The sequence below is a fragment of the Paracoccus pantotrophus genome (assembly GCF_008824185.1).
Lineage (GTDB): Bacteria > Pseudomonadota > Alphaproteobacteria > Rhodobacterales > Rhodobacteraceae > Paracoccus > Paracoccus pantotrophus.
In genome coordinates this window covers 572,252-590,453 of sequence record NZ_CP044426.1, presented here as the reverse complement: position 1 = coordinate 590,453, position 18,202 = coordinate 572,252, and the positions used below count along the sequence as shown (strand labels likewise).

Here is an 18,202-nt window from a genome sequence, read left to right as displayed (position 1 = left end):
CATAACTCCCTGGTTCCTTGGATAATGCACGGTCACACCGGATCGAGGGCGCGGGCATCCTCGGGATGCCAGCCGATCCGTATCGTCTGGCCGGGCGACAGCTTCACCTGGCCCAGCGTATTGCGGTATTTCATCACGAAATCGTCCTGGCCGGCGACATGCAGCCGCGCCCGCAGGATGTCGCCCATGTAGATCACGTCGCGCACCTGCGCCTCGATGGTATGGGCGCCGGCCGGCATCAGCTCGGGCTTGAACTCGACCCGCTCGGGCCGGATCGAGACCGTGGTGACCTGGCCCGTCTCGCGGATATTGACGGCGGTGGCGTCGATCAGCTCGCCATTGCCCAGCCGGACCAGCGCCTTGTCGCCCTGGAGCTGCTCGATGGTGCCGCGCAGGGCGTTGTTCTCGCCGATGAAGCCGGCGACGAAGCTGTTCTCGGGCTGCTCGTACAGCACCGGCGGCGGCGCAAGCTGCTGGATGCGGCCGTCGTTGAACACGGCGATGCGGTCGGACATGGTCAGCGCCTCGCCCTGGTCGTGGGTGACATAGACCACGGTAATGCCCAGCCGGTCGTGCAGCGCCTTGATCTCGAACTGCATGTGTTCGCGCAGCTGCTTGTCGAGCGCGCCCAGCGGCTCGTCCATCAGGACCAGCTTGGGGTCGAAGACCAGCGCGCGGGCCAGCGCGATGCGCTGCTGCTGGCCGCCCGACAGCTGGGCCGGGCGGCGGTTCTTGAACTGGCCCATCTGCACCATGTCGAGCGCGCGGGCGATGCGGCTTTCGCGCTCGTCCTTGCCCATGCCGCGCACTTCCAGCGGAAAGGACAGGTTCTCGCCCACGCTCATATGCGGGAAAAGCGCGTAGTTCTGGAACACCATGCCGATGCCGCGCCGATGGGGCGGCACGTCGTTGATGTTGCGCCCGTCCAGCCTGATCTCGCCATGCGTGGCCGTCTCGAATCCGGCCAGCATCATCAGGCAGGTGGTCTTGCCCGAACCGGACGGGCCAAGCATGGTCAGGAACTCGCCCTTGCCTATGGTCAGGTTCAGGTCTTTGACGACAAGCGTTTGCCCGTCATAGCTTTTTTGGACGTGATCGAAGACAACGAAAGCGTCGTTGCCGGGGTCTGCTGTCACGATGCGGGCTCCCTGTTTCTATTGGTTCTTCGTTCCGCCCGCCAACAGTAAGCAGCGCCCGTCAGGGAATGCAACTCACTTGTAGAGCGCCGGCCAAGACGCAGACGACGAAGCCGGTGCGGCCTTGCGTCATTGCCCTTTCGCCCGGCAAATTCCGGCTGCGCAGGCCAGGGATGCCGCCCCGCTCAGCGAAAGCGATAGAGGTCGGCGTCGGGATCGCTGCGCCCGTCGATGCGCCGCGCGGTCAGTTCGGCGGCGATGGCGGAATAGGTGATGCCGTTGCCGCCAAAGCCCATCACCGCATGGCAGCGCCGGCAGCCCGGCACCAGGTCGATGATGGGCAGCCCGTCGTCGCTGTCGCCAAAGGCGGCCGCCCAGGCATAGGCGGGCCGGCCGATGCGGATGCCGGCGGTCTCGGCCAGCTTGCGCGCGATCCCGGCGGCATTGCGGCGCAGCTTGCCGGCATCCTCATGGGCATGGGCGCCGGCCTCGTCCTCGCCGCCGGCGATGATCCGGCCGGTGGGCGTGGCGCGGAAATACAGGTAGGGATCGGCCGCCTCCCAGACCAGCAGCTCGGCCAGCCAGTCCGGCCGGCGCACCCCCTCGGCCGAGGCGATGGCCCAGGTCGAGATGATCCGGTGATGCGCCGAGGCAAGCTGCGGCAGGAATTCGTAACCGGTGCAGAACACCGCATGCCCCGCCGCCACCACGCGCCCGCCGGCCGAGGCCAGCGCCACCCCGTCCGCCAGTTCCGCGAAATCCGTGACCTCGAAGGGCGAGACGATCTCGGCCCCGCGCTCCTGCGCCAGCCGCAGCAGCCCGGCCGTCAGCTGCGCCGGATTGGCCGAGGCCGAATCGGTGGACAGGATGGCCCCGGTGCGGTCGATGCCGTATTCCGCAAGCAGGCGCTGGCGGGGGATGAACTCGGCGGCGATGCCGGTCTCGCGGCGCAGCGCCGCCTCGGCCCGCAGCGCGCGAAAGCCCATCTCGTCCCCGGCAAGATAGAGCGCCCGCTTGCGCTGCATCTGGCAATCGAGGCCCAGGCGACGCGACAGGCGCAGCAGTTCCTCGACCGCCTTGACCGAGCGTCGCCAGGCCCGCGCTGCCTTGTCGGGGCCGATCTGGCGCATGAGCCGGCTGAGCGGCACGTCGATCTCGTGCTGGATCATTGCCGTCGAGGCGAGCGACGAGCCCCGCACCGGCTGGCGGCGATCCACCAGCAGCACCCGCCGCTTGCGCCGCGTCAGCCGCTCGGCCAGCAGCGCCGCGGAAATGCCGGTGCCGATGATCACCACGTCCCAGCGCCGCTGCGAGGGCGCCGCCCGATGCGCGACGGCGATATGCGGCGTCTCGGCCCAGAAGGGTTGCGCGGTGCGCAACTGGCGCCGGCGGGTACGGCGCGGCGCGGTCATGCCTTGCCTGACCAGGCCATTTCGTGCTGCGGGATGGCAGGGGGCTGGTAAAGCCCGGCCGCGCCGTCCCGGTCCCGCTTCAGCACCGAAAGCGTGCCGTCCGCCTCGAGAATGGCGAACTTGACATCGGCAAGGTCGGCCACGCCCTTCTCGCGCAGCTTGGCGTGAAGCTCGCCGATGCCGATGCCCTGCCGGCGCAGGCGGTCGTGGTGGACGCGGCCCTCGGTGACGACGATGCGCGGCCGGCCCTCGAAGATCCGCGACAGCCGGTCCGAGGACAGGATCGCCTCGTCCACCAGCTTGTTGAAGGCCGCGACCAGAAAGATCGCGAACATCGCCGGCAGCAGGGGCACGTCGGGATAGAACAGCGAATCGCCCACCGCCGAGCCGATGGCGATGACCAGCAGGAACTCGACGATGGAAAGCTGCGCCACCGTGCGCCCGCCCAGCCAGCGCATCAGGGCCAGCGTGTAGAAATAAATGATGACGGTGCGGAAAAAGACCTCCCAGGCGAAGCCCAGCTGCTGATCGCCCAGGAAGATGCGGTGAAGGTCTTCGAGCATGGCTGTCCCCCCGGCCCGCGCCGGTTCTGGCGCCGAGAGACAAGCCGCGACGTGCGGCGCCGGTTCCACGCCCCGGCCTGAAGCGGTCAGACGGCCAGGAAACCGCCATCCAGCGGCAGCACCGCGCCCGTGACCATGCGGCTGTCGTCCGAGAGCAGCAGCGCGATGCCTTGCGCGACCTCCTCGGCCTCGGCGAAGCGATTGAGCGGGTGGCGCACCATCATCGGCTGGCTTTTCGCCGGGTTCGACCAGGCCTCGGCCGCCAGTTCGGTCAGGGTGATGGTGGGCGCGACCGCGTTGACGCGGATGCCGTGCGGGCCAAGCTCTTTGGCCAGCACGCGGGTCGCGCCCTCCAGACCCGCCTTGGAGGCGGCATAGCACAGGTGATCCTGGAAGCCGCGATGGCCGGCGATCGAGGTGATGTTGACGATGGCGCCGCCGCCGCCCGCCGCCACGCGGGCGCGGGCGAATGCCTGGCAGCAGATCAGCGCCGCGCGCAGGTTGATGCCCAGCACCGCCTCATAGCCGGCCTCGGTCATGTCGAGCACGCTTTCCAGCACGTTGATGCCGGCGCTGTTGATCAGGTAGTCGGCGGCCCCCGCCTCGGCCATGGCGGCGCGGGTGGCGGCCGGGTCGGCCAGGTCGACACGGATGCCGCGCGCGCCGATCTCGACCGCGAGGCTGTCGAGGTCGGATTGCGTGCGCGACAGCGCCACGACCTTCGCGCCGCGCTCGGCCATCAGGCGCGCGCAGGCGCGGCCGATCCCTTTGCCCGCGCCGGTGATGATGACGGTCTTGCCCGAGAATTGCATGGTTCCTCGCATGTTCGGTTCGGCGGCAGCGCCGCCATGTTCAGTTCGGCGACAGCGCCGCCATGGCGGTGCGGATCTGCCGCGCCGTGGATTGCAGCGCCAGGAAGGCGGCATGGCGCGCGTCCTGCCGCGCGCGGCTGGCAGGATCGGGGGCGCAGCGCGTGGCGATGCGCGACATGGCGGGCATGGCGCTGTGCAGGTCGGGAAACAGCCCCGCCGCCACCGCGCCCAGCATGGCCGAGCCGAGCAGCACCGGCTCGGGGCATTCCGTCACCTCGACCGGCAGCCCGGTGGCATCCGCCAGCAGCTGCCGGGTCAGCGGATGCGCGCCGGCGCCACCGCTGACGCTGATCGTCTCGACCGGGGCGCCGTTCTGGGCCTGGGTCTCGATGATCTGCCGCAGCCCGTAGCCGAGGCCGCAGATCCCGGCGACGTAAAGCGCGACCAGCGAATCCGGCCCGGTCTCCATCCCCTGCCCCATGATGACGGCGCGGGCATGGGGATCGGCAAAGGGCGCGCGGTTGCCCAGGAATTCGGGCACCACATGCAGCTCATCCGCCAGCCGCACGGCGGCGCTGGCCTCGCCCGCCAGTTCCAGCGCCCGGTCGGCCAGCCATTGCGGCAGGGACTTGCCCGCCGCCACGGCCAGCGCCGTCGCCTCGGCCGTGGCGGGATGCAGCTGCACCAGTTGGTCGATGGCGGCGCCGGCGGCAGACTGGCCGCCCTCGTTCAGCCACATGCCAGGCACCATGGCCGAGTAATAGGGCCCCCAGACGCCCGGCACGAAGGCCGGCTCGCGCGTCGTGGTCATGGTGCAGGAGGAGGTGCCGAAGACATAGCCCAGGCATTTCGTCGCATCGCCGCCGGCCGCGACCGTGCCGACGCCGCCGGCATGGGCGTCGATCAGCCCCGCCGCCACGGCGATGCCGGGGCGCAGCCCCATGGCCCCGGCCGCGGCCTTGGTCAGCCCCTGCCCCAGCGGCGTGCCGGGATCGACGACGCGGGCGCCGATGCGGGCGAAACCGTCATCGGCCAGATCGCCCAGCCCGATCTGGCGGAAATAATCCGCGTCCCAGCGCCCTTCATGCGCCAGATAGGTCCATTTGCAGGTGACGGTGCAGGCGGACCGCTCCAGCGCGCCGGTTGCCTTCCAGGTCAGGAAATCGGTCAGGTCGAAGAAATGCGCCGCCGCGGCATAGACCTCGGGCCGGTTCTCGCTGAGCCACAAGAGCTTCGGCGTCTCCATCTCGGGCGAGATGCGGGTACCGACATAGTTCAGCACGTCATGGCCCTGCGCATTGATGCGCTCGGCCTGCTCGACGGCGCGATGGTCCATCCAGACGATGATGTCGCGCTCGGGATGGGCGGGATCGCCCACCGGCAGCGTCGCATCCCCCGCCCCGCGCACGACCAGCGAGCAGGTGGCGTCGAAGCCGATGCCCGCGACCTGCGCCGGGTCGATCCCGGCGCGGGCCACGCTGTCCCGGACGGAGTCGCAGACCGCGCGCCAGACCTGCTCGCTCGACTGCTCGGCGATCACGCCGCGCTCGCGATGCATCTCGATGGGGCGCTTGGCGGTGGCAAGCAGGCGGCCTGCGCGGTCGAAGACCCCGGCCCGCGCCGAGCCGGTGCCCACGTCGATGCCGATCAGATACTGGTCCATGGCGCTACTCCGTTCCGGGTGCCGGGCGTCAGACGCGGTCGAAATTGGTCGGCAGCACCAGCATGTCGCGGATGGTGACGGTGCGCTTGCGGGTCAGCATGTATTCGACCGCATCCGCGACCTCCTCCGCGTCGATCAGGCTGCCGGATTCCCTGGCCTTGCGCAGGTTCTCCTCGGGCCAGTCGGCCAGAAGCGCCGAGACGACCGGGCCGGGCGAGACCTGCATCACCCGCACGCCATGCGAGATCATCTGCCGGCGCATGCCCTGGACAAAGCTGGTGATCGCCCATTTCGAGCCGGAATAGACCGGCTCCCAATAGGTCGGGAAATGGCCGGCGATCGAGCAGGTGACGACGATGTCGCCGGTCTTGCGCTCGCTCATGTGTGGCACCACGGCGCGGACGTTCTTCATCACCGCGTTGACGTTGAGGTTCAGCATCCGGTCGATGGCCTCGGGCGTCGTCTCGGTCAGCTCGCCGCCGATATAGGTGCCGGCGTTGCAATAGAGGATGTCGATATGATCGACCTTGGCCAGGATCTCGGGGATCATGGCGTTGCAGCTTTCGGGGTCGAGCAGGTTCGTCACCTGCGGGATCGCCTTGTCGCCCAGCTTGCCGGCCAGCTCGGCCAGCGCCGCCTCGTTCCAGTCCACCATGACCACGGTGGCGCCGCGCGCGAGCAGCCGCTCGGTGGTGGCCAGCCCGATCCCCGAGGCCGCGCCGGTGATGACGGCGACCTTGCCGTCCAGCGATTCAGACATTCCGTTCTCCTGTCTTTCTAATGGGTTGGGCGGGGCTCAGCGCCATTCGCGCCCGATATAGATGGCCAGCAGGATGATCGCGCCCTTGATGACGTCCTGCAGATAGGGGTTGATGCCCATCAGGTTCAGGCCGTTGTTCAGGATGCCCAGCAGCACCGCGCCGATCAGCGTGCCCAGGATCAGCCCGCGCCCGCCCGATATGGCGGTGCCGCCCAGAACCACGGCGGCGATGGCGTCAAGCTCGAAGCCCACGCCGGCATTGGGCTGGCCGCTCATCAGCCGCCCGGTCAGGATCACCGCGGCAAGCGCCGAGGTCAGGCCCGAGATGCCGTAGACAACCAGCTTGACGCGCTGGGTCTTGACGCCGGAAAGCCGCGCCGCGGTCTCGTTGCCGCCCAGCGCATAGACATGGCGGCCGAAGGCGGTGCGCTGCAAGAGCACCCAGGCCAGGGCATAGATCACCACCATGATGATGACCGGCACCGGCACCACGCCGATGCGCCCCACCCCGAACCAGGAAATCCAGCTGGGGATGCCGCTGATCGGATAGCCGCCGGAATAGATCAGGCCCAGGCCGCGCGCCATGCCCATGGTGGCCAGCGTCACGATGATCGCCGGCATCCGGCCCCAGGCGACCAGCACGCCGTTCGCCAGCCCGATGCCCAGCCCGATCAGCAGCCCGACAAGCAGCGCCACCGGCGCGGGCAGGCCCATGTTGACCATCAACCCTGCGCTTAGCGTGCCGACCAGCGCCATGACCGCGCCGACCGACAGGTCGATGCCGCCGGTCAGGATCACGAAGGTCATGCCGACCGCGAGGATGCCGACGACCGACACCTGCCGCAGCACATTCATGATGTTGTTCAGGCTGAAGAAATTTTCGCTGGCCAGCCCCATCAGGATCGAGACGACGATCAGCCCGATCAACGGCAGCGCCAGGGGCGAATGCAGCAGGCGGCCAAACGAGAAGCCGCCGGTTTTCCCGGCCGCGCCGGTGTTTGCGTCATGCGACATGTTCAACTCTCCCGGTCGTGGCATGGGTCATGATGGTTTCGGAATCGATCTCGGCGCCCTCGACCGTGGCCACGATCCCGCCCGAGCGGAACACGCAGACCCGGTCGGACATGCCGATCACCTCGGGCAGTTCGGACGAGATCATGATGATGGCGCCGCCCTTCTCGGTGAAGGCGCGCATCAGCGCATAGATTTCCGCCTTGGCGCCGACATCGATGCCGCGCGTCGGCTCGTCGAAGATCAGCACATTCATGTCGTGGTTCAGCCAGCGGGCGATGACGACCTTTTGCTGGTTGCCGCCCGACAGCGTGTCGACGCGGGCATGCGGCCCCTGCGCCTTGACGCGGACCTGCGCCATGGCGGTTTCGGTCGCGGCCAGTTCCTTCTTGAGGTCGATGAACCAGCGGTTCTTGCGATACTTGCCGTAATTGTTCAGCGACACGTTCTGCAGGATCGAGAAGCTGGTGATCAGCCCCTGTTCCTTGCGGCTTTCGGGCAGAAGGCCGATGCCATGCGCCAGCCCCTGATCGGGGCCGGAAAAGCGCGTCTCGACCCCGTCCACCCTGACCTTGCAGCGTTGGGCCGGGTATGCGCCCAGCATGGCCAGCACGGTTTCCGTGCGGCCCGAGCCGACAAGCCCGGCAAAGCCCAGGATCTCGCCCTTGCGCAGGGCAAAGCGCGAGACGGGGCCGCCCTTCTTCAACTGCACCTCCTCGACCTCGACCGCCAGCGGGGCGGCGGGGGCGGTGGCGGGCTTGGGCGGAAAGTTGCTCTCGATCCGGCGGCCGACCATCATCTCGACCAGCCGGTCGTTATCGACCTCGGAAACCGCGCAAGAGCCGATGAACTCGCCGTCGCGCAGGACTGTGATGCGGTCGCAGATCTCGAAGATCTCTTCGAGGTGATGCGAGATGAAGATGATCGCCACGCCCTGCTTGCGCAGCTCGCGCATGACCTTGAACAGGTGCTCGACCTCGGAGGGGGTCAGGGTCGCGGTCGGTTCGTCCAGCACCAGGATGCGGGCATTCAGCGACAGCGCCTTGGCGATCTCGACGAATTGCTGCTCGGCCACCGACAGGCGATGCACCGGCACGTCCAGGGCCACGTCCACCGCAAGCTGGCGCATGATCTGGGCGGCGCGGGCGCGCATCGCCTTGCGGTCCAGCATGCCCAGCGGTCCGCGCATCTCGCGCGCCAGGAACATGTTCTCGACCGCGTCGAGATAGGGGATCAGGCTGAACTCCTGGAACACGATGCCGACGCCCGCCGCGATGGCCTGGTCGTAATCGGCGAAATGGCGCTCGGTCCCCTCGATGCGGATCGTGCCCTCGCTGGGCTGGACGATGCCGCAGAGGATCTTCATCAGCGTGGACTTGCCCGCGCCGTTCTCGCCCAGAAGCGCATGGACCTCGCCGGCGCGGACCTGCATGTCGACGCCGTGCAGCACCTCGATCTTGCCGAAGCTTTTTCGGATTCCCTTCAGTTCCAGCATGATGCCCTCCTGAATGGCTGGGAAATGTCCCGCCCCCGCGACATGCGGGGACGGGAGCGGGGAGGAACCCTTACCAGCTGAACTCGGCAGCGTTCTCGGCGTCGACGATCATCACGTCGATCGGCACTTCCTTCGGCACCACGCGGGCGCCCCATTTCTGCGCCAGCGCCATGGCCAGGCCGACGCGGACCTGGTCGCGCGGGAATTGCGCGGTGGTCTCGATGAAGGGGCCGCCCGCGGCGATGGCCTGGACCGCCTCGGGCGCGCCGTCCACCGAGGTCAGCTTGATGTCCTTGCCCGCGCCCTGGATCGCCGCCAGCGCCCCCATGGCGCCGCCGTCATTGACCGAGAAGATGCCGGCCAGGTTCGGATGCGACTGGATCATGTTCTCGACCACGCCCAGGGCGACCGAGCGGTCCTGGCGGCCGTTCTGAGTGGTGACCAGGGTGATATCCGGGAACTCTTCCAGCGCGGCCTTGCAGCCCTCGACGCGCTGCAGGATCGGCACCACCGGGATGCCGTCGAGGATCGCGACCTCGCCCTTGCCCTCCAGCGCCTCACCCAGATACTTGCAGGACATGTAGCCGGCATCGCGGTTCTTCGAGCCGACGAAGGTATCGACCGGGCCGTTCGCGTTCGCATCGACCGCGACCACGGTGACGCCCGCGGCCTTGGCGGCGTGGACGGCGGCCTCGATCCCGGCGCTGTCGGTCGGGTTCAGCAGCAGGATGTCGATGTTCTGCTGCAGCATGTCCTCGACATCCGAGATCTGCTTGGCCACGTCATGACCGGCATCGGTGACGACCACATCCGCGCCCAGGCTGGCGGCGGCCTCGTTCAGCGCCTCCTGCATGGACACGAAATAGGGGTTGTTCAGCTCCTGGAAGGTCATGCCGATTTTCAGCTTGTCCTGCGCGAGCGTCGGGGCCGCCATGAGCGCCAGCGCGGCCGAGGCGGTAAGCAGTTTCGATTTCATCTGGGTTCCCTCCCATCTGGATGAAAGCAGGCAAAGCCTGCGCGTCTCCGGGCGGCGCCGCGCCGCCCGAATTGGTGAAATTCGCAATGTCGGTTCTTGTCAGTCCGCCATGACCAGCGCCTTCTGGGCCGCGAATGTCGCGCGGAACTGCGAGGGGGACATTCCCTTGAGCTTCAGGAAATGCCGGTTGAAGTTCGACAGGTTCGAGAATCCGACCTCATAGCAGATCTCGGCTACCTTGATGTCGGGATCAGTCAGCAGCATCTGGCAGGCCAGGTCGACGCGCAGCTGGTTGCGATAGCGCACCAGCGTCGTGCCGGTATGGCGCTTGAAGGCGCGGGAAAAGGCGCTTTGGCTTTGCCCGACCATCTCGGCCAGCTCGCCCTCCTCGACCTGCTCGGTCAGGTGTTCGCGCAGATAGGCCAGCGCGCGGTTGATGCCGCCGTCATGGGTGCGCGTCAGGTCCAGCTCGAAGCTGAGACTGGCCAGCACCTCGTATTCCGGCGCATGGGCCAGCAGGTCCAGGATCTCCCAGAACAGCGCCAGGCGGCGCAGGCCCTGCGCCTCGACCAGCCGTTCCATCAGCGGGCGGACGCGGGCGCTGGTCGCGCCGTCGAACAGCAAGCCGCGGCGCGAGCGGTCCAGCAGCGGGCGCAGCGCCTCCATCTCGGGCATGGCGGCGCTGGCCTCCTCGATGAAGGCTTCGGGGAACTGGATCACCAGCGAGCGCAGCGGCACCGCCTCGCCGGGCGGGATGTCGCTGATCCAGTTCTGCGGCAGGTTCGGCCCGGTCATGATCAGCTGGCCGGGCTGGAAGCTGCCGACATGGTCGCCGATGTAGAATGTGCCCGAGGTGGCGACGACCAGGTGGATTTCGTATTCGGGATGGTAGTGCCAGCGCACCGTGCGGAACGGATAGCCGTGCATCCACGCGGCGAAGGATTCGCCCTTGCGGATGTGGACCAGTTCCAGATCGGGTTGCATTCGCCTTCCTCCCTGCACGTCGCGGGCCCTGCCGGACCTGCCGCGGACGTTCAGGAACCATAGGCTTCATGCCCGGCGGCGATCCACATCAGGGCGAAAAAAATACCGATACTTTTTTGACCAAAATCGCGCGGGAATTGAAGAGGCCCAAGGAAATCGGCGCGGCAAGATCTTTCTGCACGGCAGAAAATTTATGCCGCACCGCAGCGTCATGGGCCTGCTTTTTCGGAAAAACCCGCTGTTAACGCTATCGCGCGTGTGGCGCAGCCAGATCCCGCAGCCGCGGATAAGCCGCGTGATGGGCCTCATACTTTTTCGCATAGGCATCCGCCAATCCGGCATCTGGCACAACCTCGGCGCGAACAGCCGGCTTGGCGAAGACGCGCTCGGACCTGTCGCCGGTGGCGCAGGCCGCCGCCAGCTTGGCCGCCCCGAAGGCGGCACCGAAATCGCCATCCTCGGGCTCCAGCAGCGTCAGCCCGGTGGCCGAGGCCATGATCCGCAGCCAGGCGCGCGAGCGCGCACCGCCGCCGACCGCATAGGCGGCCTCGATCGGGGTGCCGGCCTTGCGCAGCGCATGGACGCAATCGGCAAAGGCCATGGCCACGCCCTCCATCGCCGCCTGCGCCAGGTCGGCCAGCCCGGTGGCGCGGCGCAGGCCCAGAAAGGCGCCGGTGGCGCCCGGATCGTTCAGCGGCGTGCGCTCGCCCGACAGGTAAGGCAGGAACAGCACCGGCGAGGGCGCCGTCACCTCGCCGACCAGCGCGGCAAGGTCGGGCACCGCCTTGCCGGTGATCTCGGACAGCCAGGTCAGGCTGTCGGTCGCAGACAGGATCACCCCCATCTGGTGCCAGGTGTCCGGCACGGCATGGCAGAAGGTATGTACCGCGTCTCCGGTATTCGGCGCGTAGGATTCGGTCGCGGCAAACAGCACGCCCGAGGTGCCCAGCGACAGGAAGCCGGTGCCCGGCACCATCACCCCCATGCCGCAGGCCGTGGCGGCATTGTCGCCGCCGCCGCCCGCCACCGGCACGCGCGGGATGCCCCAGCGGTCCGCCAGATCGGCGCGCAGATGGCCGGACACGTCGCTGCCCTCGACCAGATGCGGCATCTGGGCGCGCGTCAGCCCGGTCGCGGCCAGCAGCACATCCGACCAGTCGCGGCGGCCCACGTCCAGCCACAGCGTCCCCGCGGCATCCGACATCTCGGCCACATGCTCGCCGGTCAGCCACAGCCGCAGGTAATCCTTGGGCAGCAGCACCTTGGCGGTCCGCTCGAAGTTCTTGGGCTCGTTCTGCGCCACCCACAGCAGCTTCGGCGCGGTGAACCCGGCCATCACCAGGTTGCCGGCGATGCCGTGGAAATCCGCCCGCGCCGTCAGCTCGGCGCATTGCGGCCCCGAACGGCCGTCGTTCCACAGGATGCAGGGCCGCAGCACCCGGTCCGAAGCGTCCAGCAGCGTCGCCCCGTGCATGTGCCCCGACAGGCCGATGGCCTGCAGCCGCGCCATGGCCTCGGGATGCTCGCGCAGCAGCGTGGCGATGGCGGCCTCGGCCCCGGCGATCCAGTCGGCCGGCGCCTGTTCGGACCAGCCGGGATGCGGGCGGCTGACGGTCAGGCCCGCATGGGCGACACCGACGGTCGCGAAGGTCTCGTCCACCAGCATCGCCTTGATGCCCGAGGTGCCAAGGTCGATCCCCAGATACATGGCGTTCACTCCGGCATGACGATCTGCAATTTCACATCGGTCTCGCGCGCCTCGACGGCGCGGTCGAAACCGGCGATGCTGTCCGCAAAGGGAATCGAGGCCGAGATCAGCGGCTTCAGGTCCACCTTGCCCGAGGCGATCAGCGCGATGGCGCGGTCGTAGACATTGGCATAGCGGAATACGGTCTCGACCCGCAGTTCCTTGGCCTGCAGCCCGACGATGTCCACCGGCACCGGATCGACCGGCATGCCGACCAGCACGATGGCGCCCCCCGGCCGCGCAAGCTGGTGCATCGACAGGATCGCCGGCGCGGCGCCCGAGCATTCGAAGACCAGGTCCGCGCCCCAGCCCTCGGTCGCCTCGGCCACCGCCTCGGCCAGCGGGCGGTTGCGGATGTTGACGGTCTCGATGCCGTCATAGGCGCCGATGATGTCCAGCTTGGGCTGGGCGAGATCGGCCACGATCACCCGCGCGCAGCCACCGGCCAGCGCCGCCAGCGCCACCATCATGCCGATAGGGCCGGCGCCCGTCACCACCGCCACGTCGCCCGGCTGGATGCGCGCCCGCAGCGCGGCCTGCATGCCGATGGCAAAGGGCTCGACCATCGCGCCCTCGGCAAAGCTCACGTTGTCGGGCAGCTTGTAGGTGAAGGCGGCGGGATGGATCACCTCGGGCGTCAGGCAGCCATGCACCGGCGGCGTCGCCCAGAAGGTCACGGCGGGATCGACGTTGTAGATCCCCAGCTTCGCGGCGCGCGAGGTCGGGTCGGGAATCCCCGGCTCCATGCAGACGCGGTCGCCGGGCTTCAGGTTCGTGACCTCGGCCCCGGCCTCGATCACCGTGCCGGAAGCCTCATGCCCCAGCACCATCGGGTCGCGGACCACGAAATGCCCGATCTTGCCATGGGTGTAATAATGCACGTCCGAGCCGCAGATCCCGACCGTATGCGTCCTGATCCGCACGTCCCTGGGCCCCAGCGTGGCGGGGATGTCGAAATCCCGCAGCGACAGCTTGCCCTTTTCTTCCAGCACCAATGCCTTCATCGCCCGTCCTCCTGATGGCCGCGCCGCGCTTCGGGCGCCCTCGACTCGCGTCTTTGGCGGCGAGTCGGGGCCACTGTAAACAAAAACCCGCGCGCCGCGCGAGCTTTTGCCCATCAGAAGAATAATTGTATCAGCCTTGAGCCGCGAAAGCTATGCGCGGCGGAGCTGCGGCGATGCTCGGACCCGGTGAGGCCCGAGAATCAGCTCACTTCATCAGCCGGTCCTTGACCATCGGCCCGACGGCGCCGAAATCCATCTGGCCGGCATGGCGGGCGCGCAGCTCGGCCATGACCCGGCCCATGTCGCGGATCGACTCGGCCCCCAGCTCGGCGATGGCCTTGTCGATGGCGGCGCGGGTTTCCTCGGCGTCCAGCTGGCGCGGCAGGTAGGACTGGATCACCTTGATCTCCTCCAGCTCGCGCTCGGCCAGTTCCAGCCGGCCGCCCTCCTCATAGGCCTTGGCCGATTCCTGGCGCTGCTTGACCATCTTGGACAGGATGGCGGTCAGGTCGGCCTCGGCCAGCCCGGCCTCGTCGCCGCCTTCGCCGCGGGCGGCGATCTCGCGGTCCTTGATCGCGGCCGAGATCAGCCGCAGCGTCGAGAGCCGCGCCGAGTCCTTGGCTTTCATCGCCTCTTTCGTATCGGCCAGAATGCGTTCGCGCAGTCCCATGTGATCCTCGCTGAATGTATTCCGCCGGGTGGTGCCCGGCTTCGCCCCCGCCGTCAAGCCGTGCGCTCAACCCCGCCCCGGCCGCAAAGTTCCGCATGCCGCCCGTTCCCGCCTTGACGCGCCTGCGCCCTTTACCTAGGTTCCCGCCGATTTACCCGGAGAGTGACGATGCCCCAGAAACCGACCGCATGTCTTGCGCTTGCCGACGGCACCGTGTTCCACGGCCAGGGCTTCGGCGCGGTCGGGGAAGTGGTGGCCGAACTGGTCTTCAATACCGCGATGACCGGCTATCAGGAGATCATGACCGATCCCTCCTATGCCAGCCAGGTCGTGACCTTCACCTTCCCCCATATCGGCAATACCGGCGTGACCGAACAGGACGACGAGGCGCCCGAGCCCGTTGCCTCGGGCATCGTGGTGAAATGGGATCCGACCGAGCCCTCGAACTGGCGCGCCAGCGCCGACCTGATCGACTGGATGACCCGGCGCGGCCGCATCGGTATCGGCGGCGTCGATACCCGCCGCCTGACCCGCGCGATCCGCCAGCAGGGCTCGCCCCATGTCGTGCTGGCCCATGACCCCGAGGGCAATTTCGACATCGCCGCCATGGTCGCCAAGGCGCGCGGCTGGAAGGGCATCGTCGGCCTGGACCTCGCCAAGGAGGTCAGCTGCCGGCAAAGCTATCGCTGGAGCGAGGGGCTGTGGTCCTGGCCCGGCAGCTTCGGCCAGTCCGAGGAAAAGAAGCCCTTCCGCGTCGTTGCCGTCGATTACGGTGCGAAACGCAATATCCTGCGCTCGCTGGCGCAAAGCGGCGCCGAGGTGACGGTGCTGCCCGCCACCGCCACCGCCGAGGAGGTGCTGGCGCATGACCCCGAGGGCGTGTTCCTGTCCAACGGTCCGGGCGACCCGGCCGCAACCGGCGAATATGCCGTGCCGATGATCCGGGAACTGCTGGACCGCGACCTGCCGATCTTTGGTATCTGCCTGGGCCACCAGATGCTGGCGCTGGCGCTTGGCGCCCATACCGTGAAGATGAACCACGGCCATCACGGCGCGAACCACCCGGTCAAGGACGTGGAAACCGGCAAGGTCGAGATCACCTCGATGAACCACGGCTTCGCCGTCGATGCCCAGACCCTGCCCGCAGGCGTGATCGAGACCCATGTCAGCCTGTTCGACGGCTCGAACTGCGGGCTGCGCGTGGCCGATAAGCCGGTCTTCTCGGTGCAATACCATCCCGAGGCCAGCCCCGGTCCCCAAGACAGCGCCTATCTGTTCGAGCGTTTCACCGAGGCGATGCGCAGCCGGCGCGGCTGATCGAAACGCCGGCTAAGGACGGGCCAGACCGCGGTTAACCGGTTCTTAACCCTCTGCATGCCAGAGAGGGGGTCGGAACGACCCAGACCGGGAATCGCCTATGGCCCGCACCGCCCTCATCTGGCCCCTTGCCGGCGCCCCGGCCGAGGACGCCGCGCCCGCCACGACCGGCACGGTAATCGCGACCCGCGACCTGCGCCCGCTGGGCCAGATACTGATCGAGGACGGCGCGGTCGAGCCGCGCGACCTGCTCAAGGCCCTGGTCATGCGCCAGCGCCAATCCGCGCGGCTGGGCGGGATCCTCCTGGCGAACGGCTGGGTGCGGGAAGAGGCGCTGCTGCGCGCCCTGTCCCGGCAATGGCGCGCCAGCGTGCTGGACCTCAAGGCGCTGCCGCCCGATCCGCGGCTGGTCGACGCGATGGGCGCCCAGCTTTGCCTGGCCGAGGGCGCGGTGCCCTGGCGCCGGGTCGGCGGTGTCACCTTCATCGCCACCGCCCGGCCCGAAGGCTTCGAAGCATTGCAGGACCGCCTGCCCAGGGGCTTCGGCGCGGTGCGCATGCTGCTGTGTTCGGAAAACGACGCGCGCGAGGCGATCCTGGCCCTGCGCCGCACCGCGCTGATCCGCCAGGCCGAAACCCGCGTGCCCGCCCAGGAAAGTTGCCGCACCCGCAACGAGCGCCGCCTGGGCCGCATCGCCCTGGGCCTGATGGCGGCGGCGGCGCTGGGGCTGGTGCTGGCGCCTGCTGCGGTGATCGCGCTGCTGACGGCCTGGGCGGTGCTGACGCTGGTCGCCTCGGCCACGCTGAAGCTGTTCTCCTTTGCCGCCATCCTGCGCCGGCACCGGCAGGACCGCCTGCAAAAGCCGGCGCGCGGCGCCCGGCCGCAGCCCGAGATGACGGCGCCGCTGCCGGTGATCTCGGTCATGGTGCCGCTGTTCGCCGAGGCCGATATCGCCGAAAAGCTGATCGGCCGGCTGTCGCGGCTGGACTACCCGCGCGAGTTGATGGACATCCTGATCGTGGTCGAGGAGACCGACCGCGTCACCTGCGAGGCGCTGCGTGGCGTCCGGCTGCCGCGCTGGCTGCGCGTGGTCGAGGTGCCCGACGGGCCGGTGCGCACCAAGCCGCGGGCGCTGAACTATGCGCTGAACTTCTGCCGCGGCTCGATCATCGGCGTCTGGGACGCCGAGGACCGCCCCGAGCCCGGCCAGTTGCACAAGGTCGCGCGCGGCTTTCATTTCGCCCCGCCCGAAGTGGCCTGCCTGCAAGGCGTGCTGGACTATTACAACCCGCGCACCAACTGGCTGGCCCGCGCCTTCACCATCGAATACGCATCATGGTTCCGCGCCACGCTGGCCGGGGCTGCGGCGCTGGACCTGGTGGTCCCGCTTGGCGGGACGACGCTGTTCTTTCGCCGCGAGGCGCTGGAGGAGATCGGTGCTTGGGACGCCTGGAACGTGACCGAGGACGCCGACCTGGGCGTGCGCCTGACCCGGCGCGGCTATCGCACGCAGATGCTGGACACCGTGACCCATGAAGAGGCGAACTGCCGCCTGATCCCCTGGGTCAAGCAGCGCTCGCGCTGGCTCAAGGGCTTCGCGATGACCTGGGGCGTGCATATGCGCGACCCGGCGGCGCTGTGGCGCGACCTGGGAACGCGGCGCTTCGTCGGCTTGCAGGTGCAGCTTTTCGCCTCGGTCTCGCAATACCTGCTGGCGCCGGTGCTGTGGAGCTTCTGGCTGCTCAGCCTGGGCCTGCCGCATCCGATGCGGGACATGCTGTCGGGCCTGCTGGGCGGCCATGCCATCGCCCTGCTGTTCGCGCTGTTCGTGGCTTCGGAACTGCTCAACATCGCCATCGGCCTCTGGGCGGTGCGCGGGCGGGCGCATCGCCACCTGCTGCCCTGGGTGCCGACGCTGCACCTATATTTCCCGCTCGGCTGCCTGGCGGCCTGGAAGGCGATCTACGAGGTTGTGGTCAAGCCCTTCTACTGGGACAAGACCCAGCACGGCATCTTCGAGGCCAGTCTGGACGAGCCGCCCGAGCCCGCCCCGCCGCCCGCCGGCCGGCTGATCCCCCTGCGCGAAACCGCCGCCGGGCAGCCCGCGCGCGCCATCGCCGCCACAGCGGACCCGTTGCTGGTCCCCCTGCTGGGCAAGATCGACTGAGCCGATGCTGCTGCTTGGCGACGCCGGCCGCGCGAACCGCGGGTTGCGGGGGCCCCTTGGCGCGGAGCAAAGCCCTGGCGGGCATGCGCCCGGTGGCCAGCGACCAGGTTCCGACGCGGAAAGCTCTGGCTGCCGCCGGGCGCGCGATGGGCGCGAACCAGTGTACAGGCCCAGCCCTGGGGGGCGCCAGCCGCGCCTGCAGGTCTTCGCGGGCCTGCGGCCCGGCGAATTCAGGGTCAGAATGCGGACCAAGTCCTGCATCAGGCGGACCAGGTCGTCGCGCAGTTCAGCCAAGCCGGGTGCGTTTCCTACCCGGTTTTCGCTTGCCGCGCGCCAAGCGATGCCCGTCGCGACCGCCTGCGGACAGGAGCGGCCAAGCCGGGCGCTCGGTGCAGACTGAACCACGGGCGGGCGCCTCCCCGCCGCGGCTTCCGGATGCGAGCAGGCGCCGCCGGACCGGGCGCGTCTGCTGCCGCCTTGTTTTC

The 18,202-nt window shown here is 68.6% G+C and carries 15 protein-coding genes; 2 read left to right on the top strand and 13 right to left on the bottom strand.

Features of this window, described 5'->3' with window-relative positions; all coding sequences use genetic code 11:
- Positions 1-32: 32 nt before the first annotated feature.
- The 13 genes from ESD82_RS13325 to ESD82_RS13265 form a co-directional block, all read right to left on the bottom strand.
- Positions 33-1,136, bottom strand: a complete 1,104-nt coding sequence (locus ESD82_RS13325; protein ID WP_028709917.1) for an ABC transporter ATP-binding protein — start codon at positions 1,134-1,136, stop codon at positions 33-35.
- Positions 1,137-1,321: 185 nt separating this feature from the next.
- Entirely contained in the window at positions 1,322-2,548 is a 1,227-nt protein-coding gene (locus tag ESD82_RS13320; RefSeq protein WP_147428143.1) for an NAD(P)/FAD-dependent oxidoreductase, read from the bottom strand.
- Positions 2,545-3,111: a DUF421 domain-containing protein gene (locus tag ESD82_RS13315; protein ID WP_147428144.1), complete on the bottom strand. Its 567-nt coding sequence runs from the start codon at positions 3,109-3,111 to the stop codon at positions 2,545-2,547. The genes ESD82_RS13320 and ESD82_RS13315 overlap by 4 nt, the downstream gene beginning before the upstream one ends.
- Before the next feature lie 86 nt (positions 3,112-3,197).
- Positions 3,198-3,923, bottom strand: a complete 726-nt coding sequence (locus ESD82_RS13310; protein ID WP_147428336.1) for an SDR family oxidoreductase — start codon at positions 3,921-3,923, stop codon at positions 3,198-3,200.
- Between the two features lie 40 nt (positions 3,924-3,963).
- Complete coding sequence (locus ESD82_RS13305; RefSeq protein ID WP_147428145.1) at positions 3,964-5,586, bottom strand: FGGY-family carbohydrate kinase; 1,623 nt, start codon at positions 5,584-5,586, stop codon at positions 3,964-3,966.
- A gap of 28 nt (positions 5,587-5,614) precedes the next feature.
- Positions 5,615-6,346 (bottom strand): SDR family oxidoreductase, encoded by a 732-nt coding sequence (locus ESD82_RS13300; RefSeq protein ID WP_147428146.1) that lies wholly within the window; start codon positions 6,344-6,346, stop codon positions 5,615-5,617.
- Between the two features lie 36 nt (positions 6,347-6,382).
- Positions 6,383-7,360 (bottom strand): ABC transporter permease, encoded by a 978-nt coding sequence (locus ESD82_RS13295; protein ID WP_024843082.1) that lies wholly within the window; start codon positions 7,358-7,360, stop codon positions 6,383-6,385.
- Complete coding sequence (locus ESD82_RS13290; protein ID WP_147428147.1) at positions 7,350-8,852, bottom strand: sugar ABC transporter ATP-binding protein; 1,503 nt, start codon at positions 8,850-8,852, stop codon at positions 7,350-7,352. The genes ESD82_RS13295 and ESD82_RS13290 overlap by 11 nt, the downstream gene beginning before the upstream one ends.
- A gap of 70 nt (positions 8,853-8,922) precedes the next feature.
- Positions 8,923-9,828, bottom strand: coding sequence for an ABC transporter substrate-binding protein (locus ESD82_RS13285; protein ID WP_024843084.1), 906 nt, complete (start codon positions 9,826-9,828; stop codon positions 8,923-8,925).
- Positions 9,829-9,927: 99 nt separating this feature from the next.
- The gene (locus ESD82_RS13280) at positions 9,928-10,812 is read right to left on the bottom strand and encodes a helix-turn-helix domain-containing protein (RefSeq protein ID WP_147428148.1); all 885 of its coding nucleotides are present in this window, start codon (positions 10,810-10,812) and stop codon (positions 9,928-9,930) included.
- A gap of 247 nt (positions 10,813-11,059) precedes the next feature.
- Complete coding sequence (xylB, locus tag ESD82_RS13275) at positions 11,060-12,520, bottom strand: xylulokinase (protein ID WP_147428149.1); 1,461 nt, start codon at positions 12,518-12,520, stop codon at positions 11,060-11,062.
- Between the two features lie 5 nt (positions 12,521-12,525).
- Complete coding sequence (locus ESD82_RS13270; protein ID WP_147428150.1) at positions 12,526-13,563, bottom strand: NAD(P)-dependent alcohol dehydrogenase; 1,038 nt, start codon at positions 13,561-13,563, stop codon at positions 12,526-12,528.
- 205 nt (positions 13,564-13,768) lie between these two features.
- The gene (locus ESD82_RS13265; RefSeq protein WP_024843088.1) at positions 13,769-14,233 is read right to left on the bottom strand and encodes a GatB/YqeY domain-containing protein; all 465 of its coding nucleotides are present in this window, start codon (positions 14,231-14,233) and stop codon (positions 13,769-13,771) included.
- A 168-nt stretch (positions 14,234-14,401) separates the two neighbouring features.
- Between ESD82_RS13265 and carA the strand changes: the two genes are divergently transcribed.
- Positions 14,402-15,550, top strand: a complete 1,149-nt coding sequence (carA, locus tag ESD82_RS13260; protein WP_024843089.1) for a glutamine-hydrolyzing carbamoyl-phosphate synthase small subunit — start codon at positions 14,402-14,404, stop codon at positions 15,548-15,550.
- A 100-nt stretch (positions 15,551-15,650) separates the two neighbouring features.
- Positions 15,651-17,717, top strand: coding sequence for a glycosyltransferase (locus ESD82_RS13255; RefSeq protein ID WP_147428151.1), 2,067 nt, complete (start codon positions 15,651-15,653; stop codon positions 17,715-17,717).
- Positions 17,718-18,202: the final 485 nt, after the last annotated feature.

Coding starts and splice junctions, on each gene's coding strand:
- ESD82_RS13320 (WP_147428143.1), bottom strand. CDS start 2,548: ATGACCGCGCCGCGCCGTACCCGCCGGCGCCAGTTGCGCACCGCGCAA.
- ESD82_RS13315 (WP_147428144.1), bottom strand. CDS start 3,111: ATGCTCGAAGACCTTCACCGCATCTTCCTGGGCGATCAGCAGCTGGGC.
- ESD82_RS13310 (WP_147428336.1), bottom strand. CDS start 3,923: ATGCAATTCTCGGGCAAGACCGTCATCATCACCGGCGCGGGCAAAGGG.
- ESD82_RS13305 (WP_147428145.1), bottom strand. CDS start 5,586: ATGGACCAGTATCTGATCGGCATCGACGTGGGCACCGGCTCGGCGCGG.
- ESD82_RS13300 (WP_147428146.1), bottom strand. CDS start 6,346: ATGTCTGAATCGCTGGACGGCAAGGTCGCCGTCATCACCGGCGCGGCC.
- ESD82_RS13295 (WP_024843082.1), bottom strand. CDS start 7,360: ATGTCGCATGACGCAAACACCGGCGCGGCCGGGAAAACCGGCGGCTTC.
- ESD82_RS13290 (WP_147428147.1), bottom strand. CDS start 8,852: ATGCTGGAACTGAAGGGAATCCGAAAAAGCTTCGGCAAGATCGAGGTG.
- ESD82_RS13285 (WP_024843084.1), bottom strand. CDS start 9,828: ATGAAATCGAAACTGCTTACCGCCTCGGCCGCGCTGGCGCTCATGGCG.
- ESD82_RS13280 (WP_147428148.1), bottom strand. CDS start 10,812: ATGCAACCCGATCTGGAACTGGTCCACATCCGCAAGGGCGAATCCTTC.
- xylB (WP_147428149.1), bottom strand. CDS start 12,520: ATGTATCTGGGGATCGACCTTGGCACCTCGGGCATCAAGGCGATGCTG.
- ESD82_RS13270 (WP_147428150.1), bottom strand. CDS start 13,563: ATGAAGGCATTGGTGCTGGAAGAAAAGGGCAAGCTGTCGCTGCGGGAT.
- ESD82_RS13265 (WP_024843088.1), bottom strand. CDS start 14,233: ATGGGACTGCGCGAACGCATTCTGGCCGATACGAAAGAGGCGATGAAA.
- carA (WP_024843089.1), top strand. CDS start 14,402: ATGCCCCAGAAACCGACCGCATGTCTTGCGCTTGCCGACGGCACCGTG.
- ESD82_RS13255 (WP_147428151.1), top strand. CDS start 15,651: ATGGCCCGCACCGCCCTCATCTGGCCCCTTGCCGGCGCCCCGGCCGAG.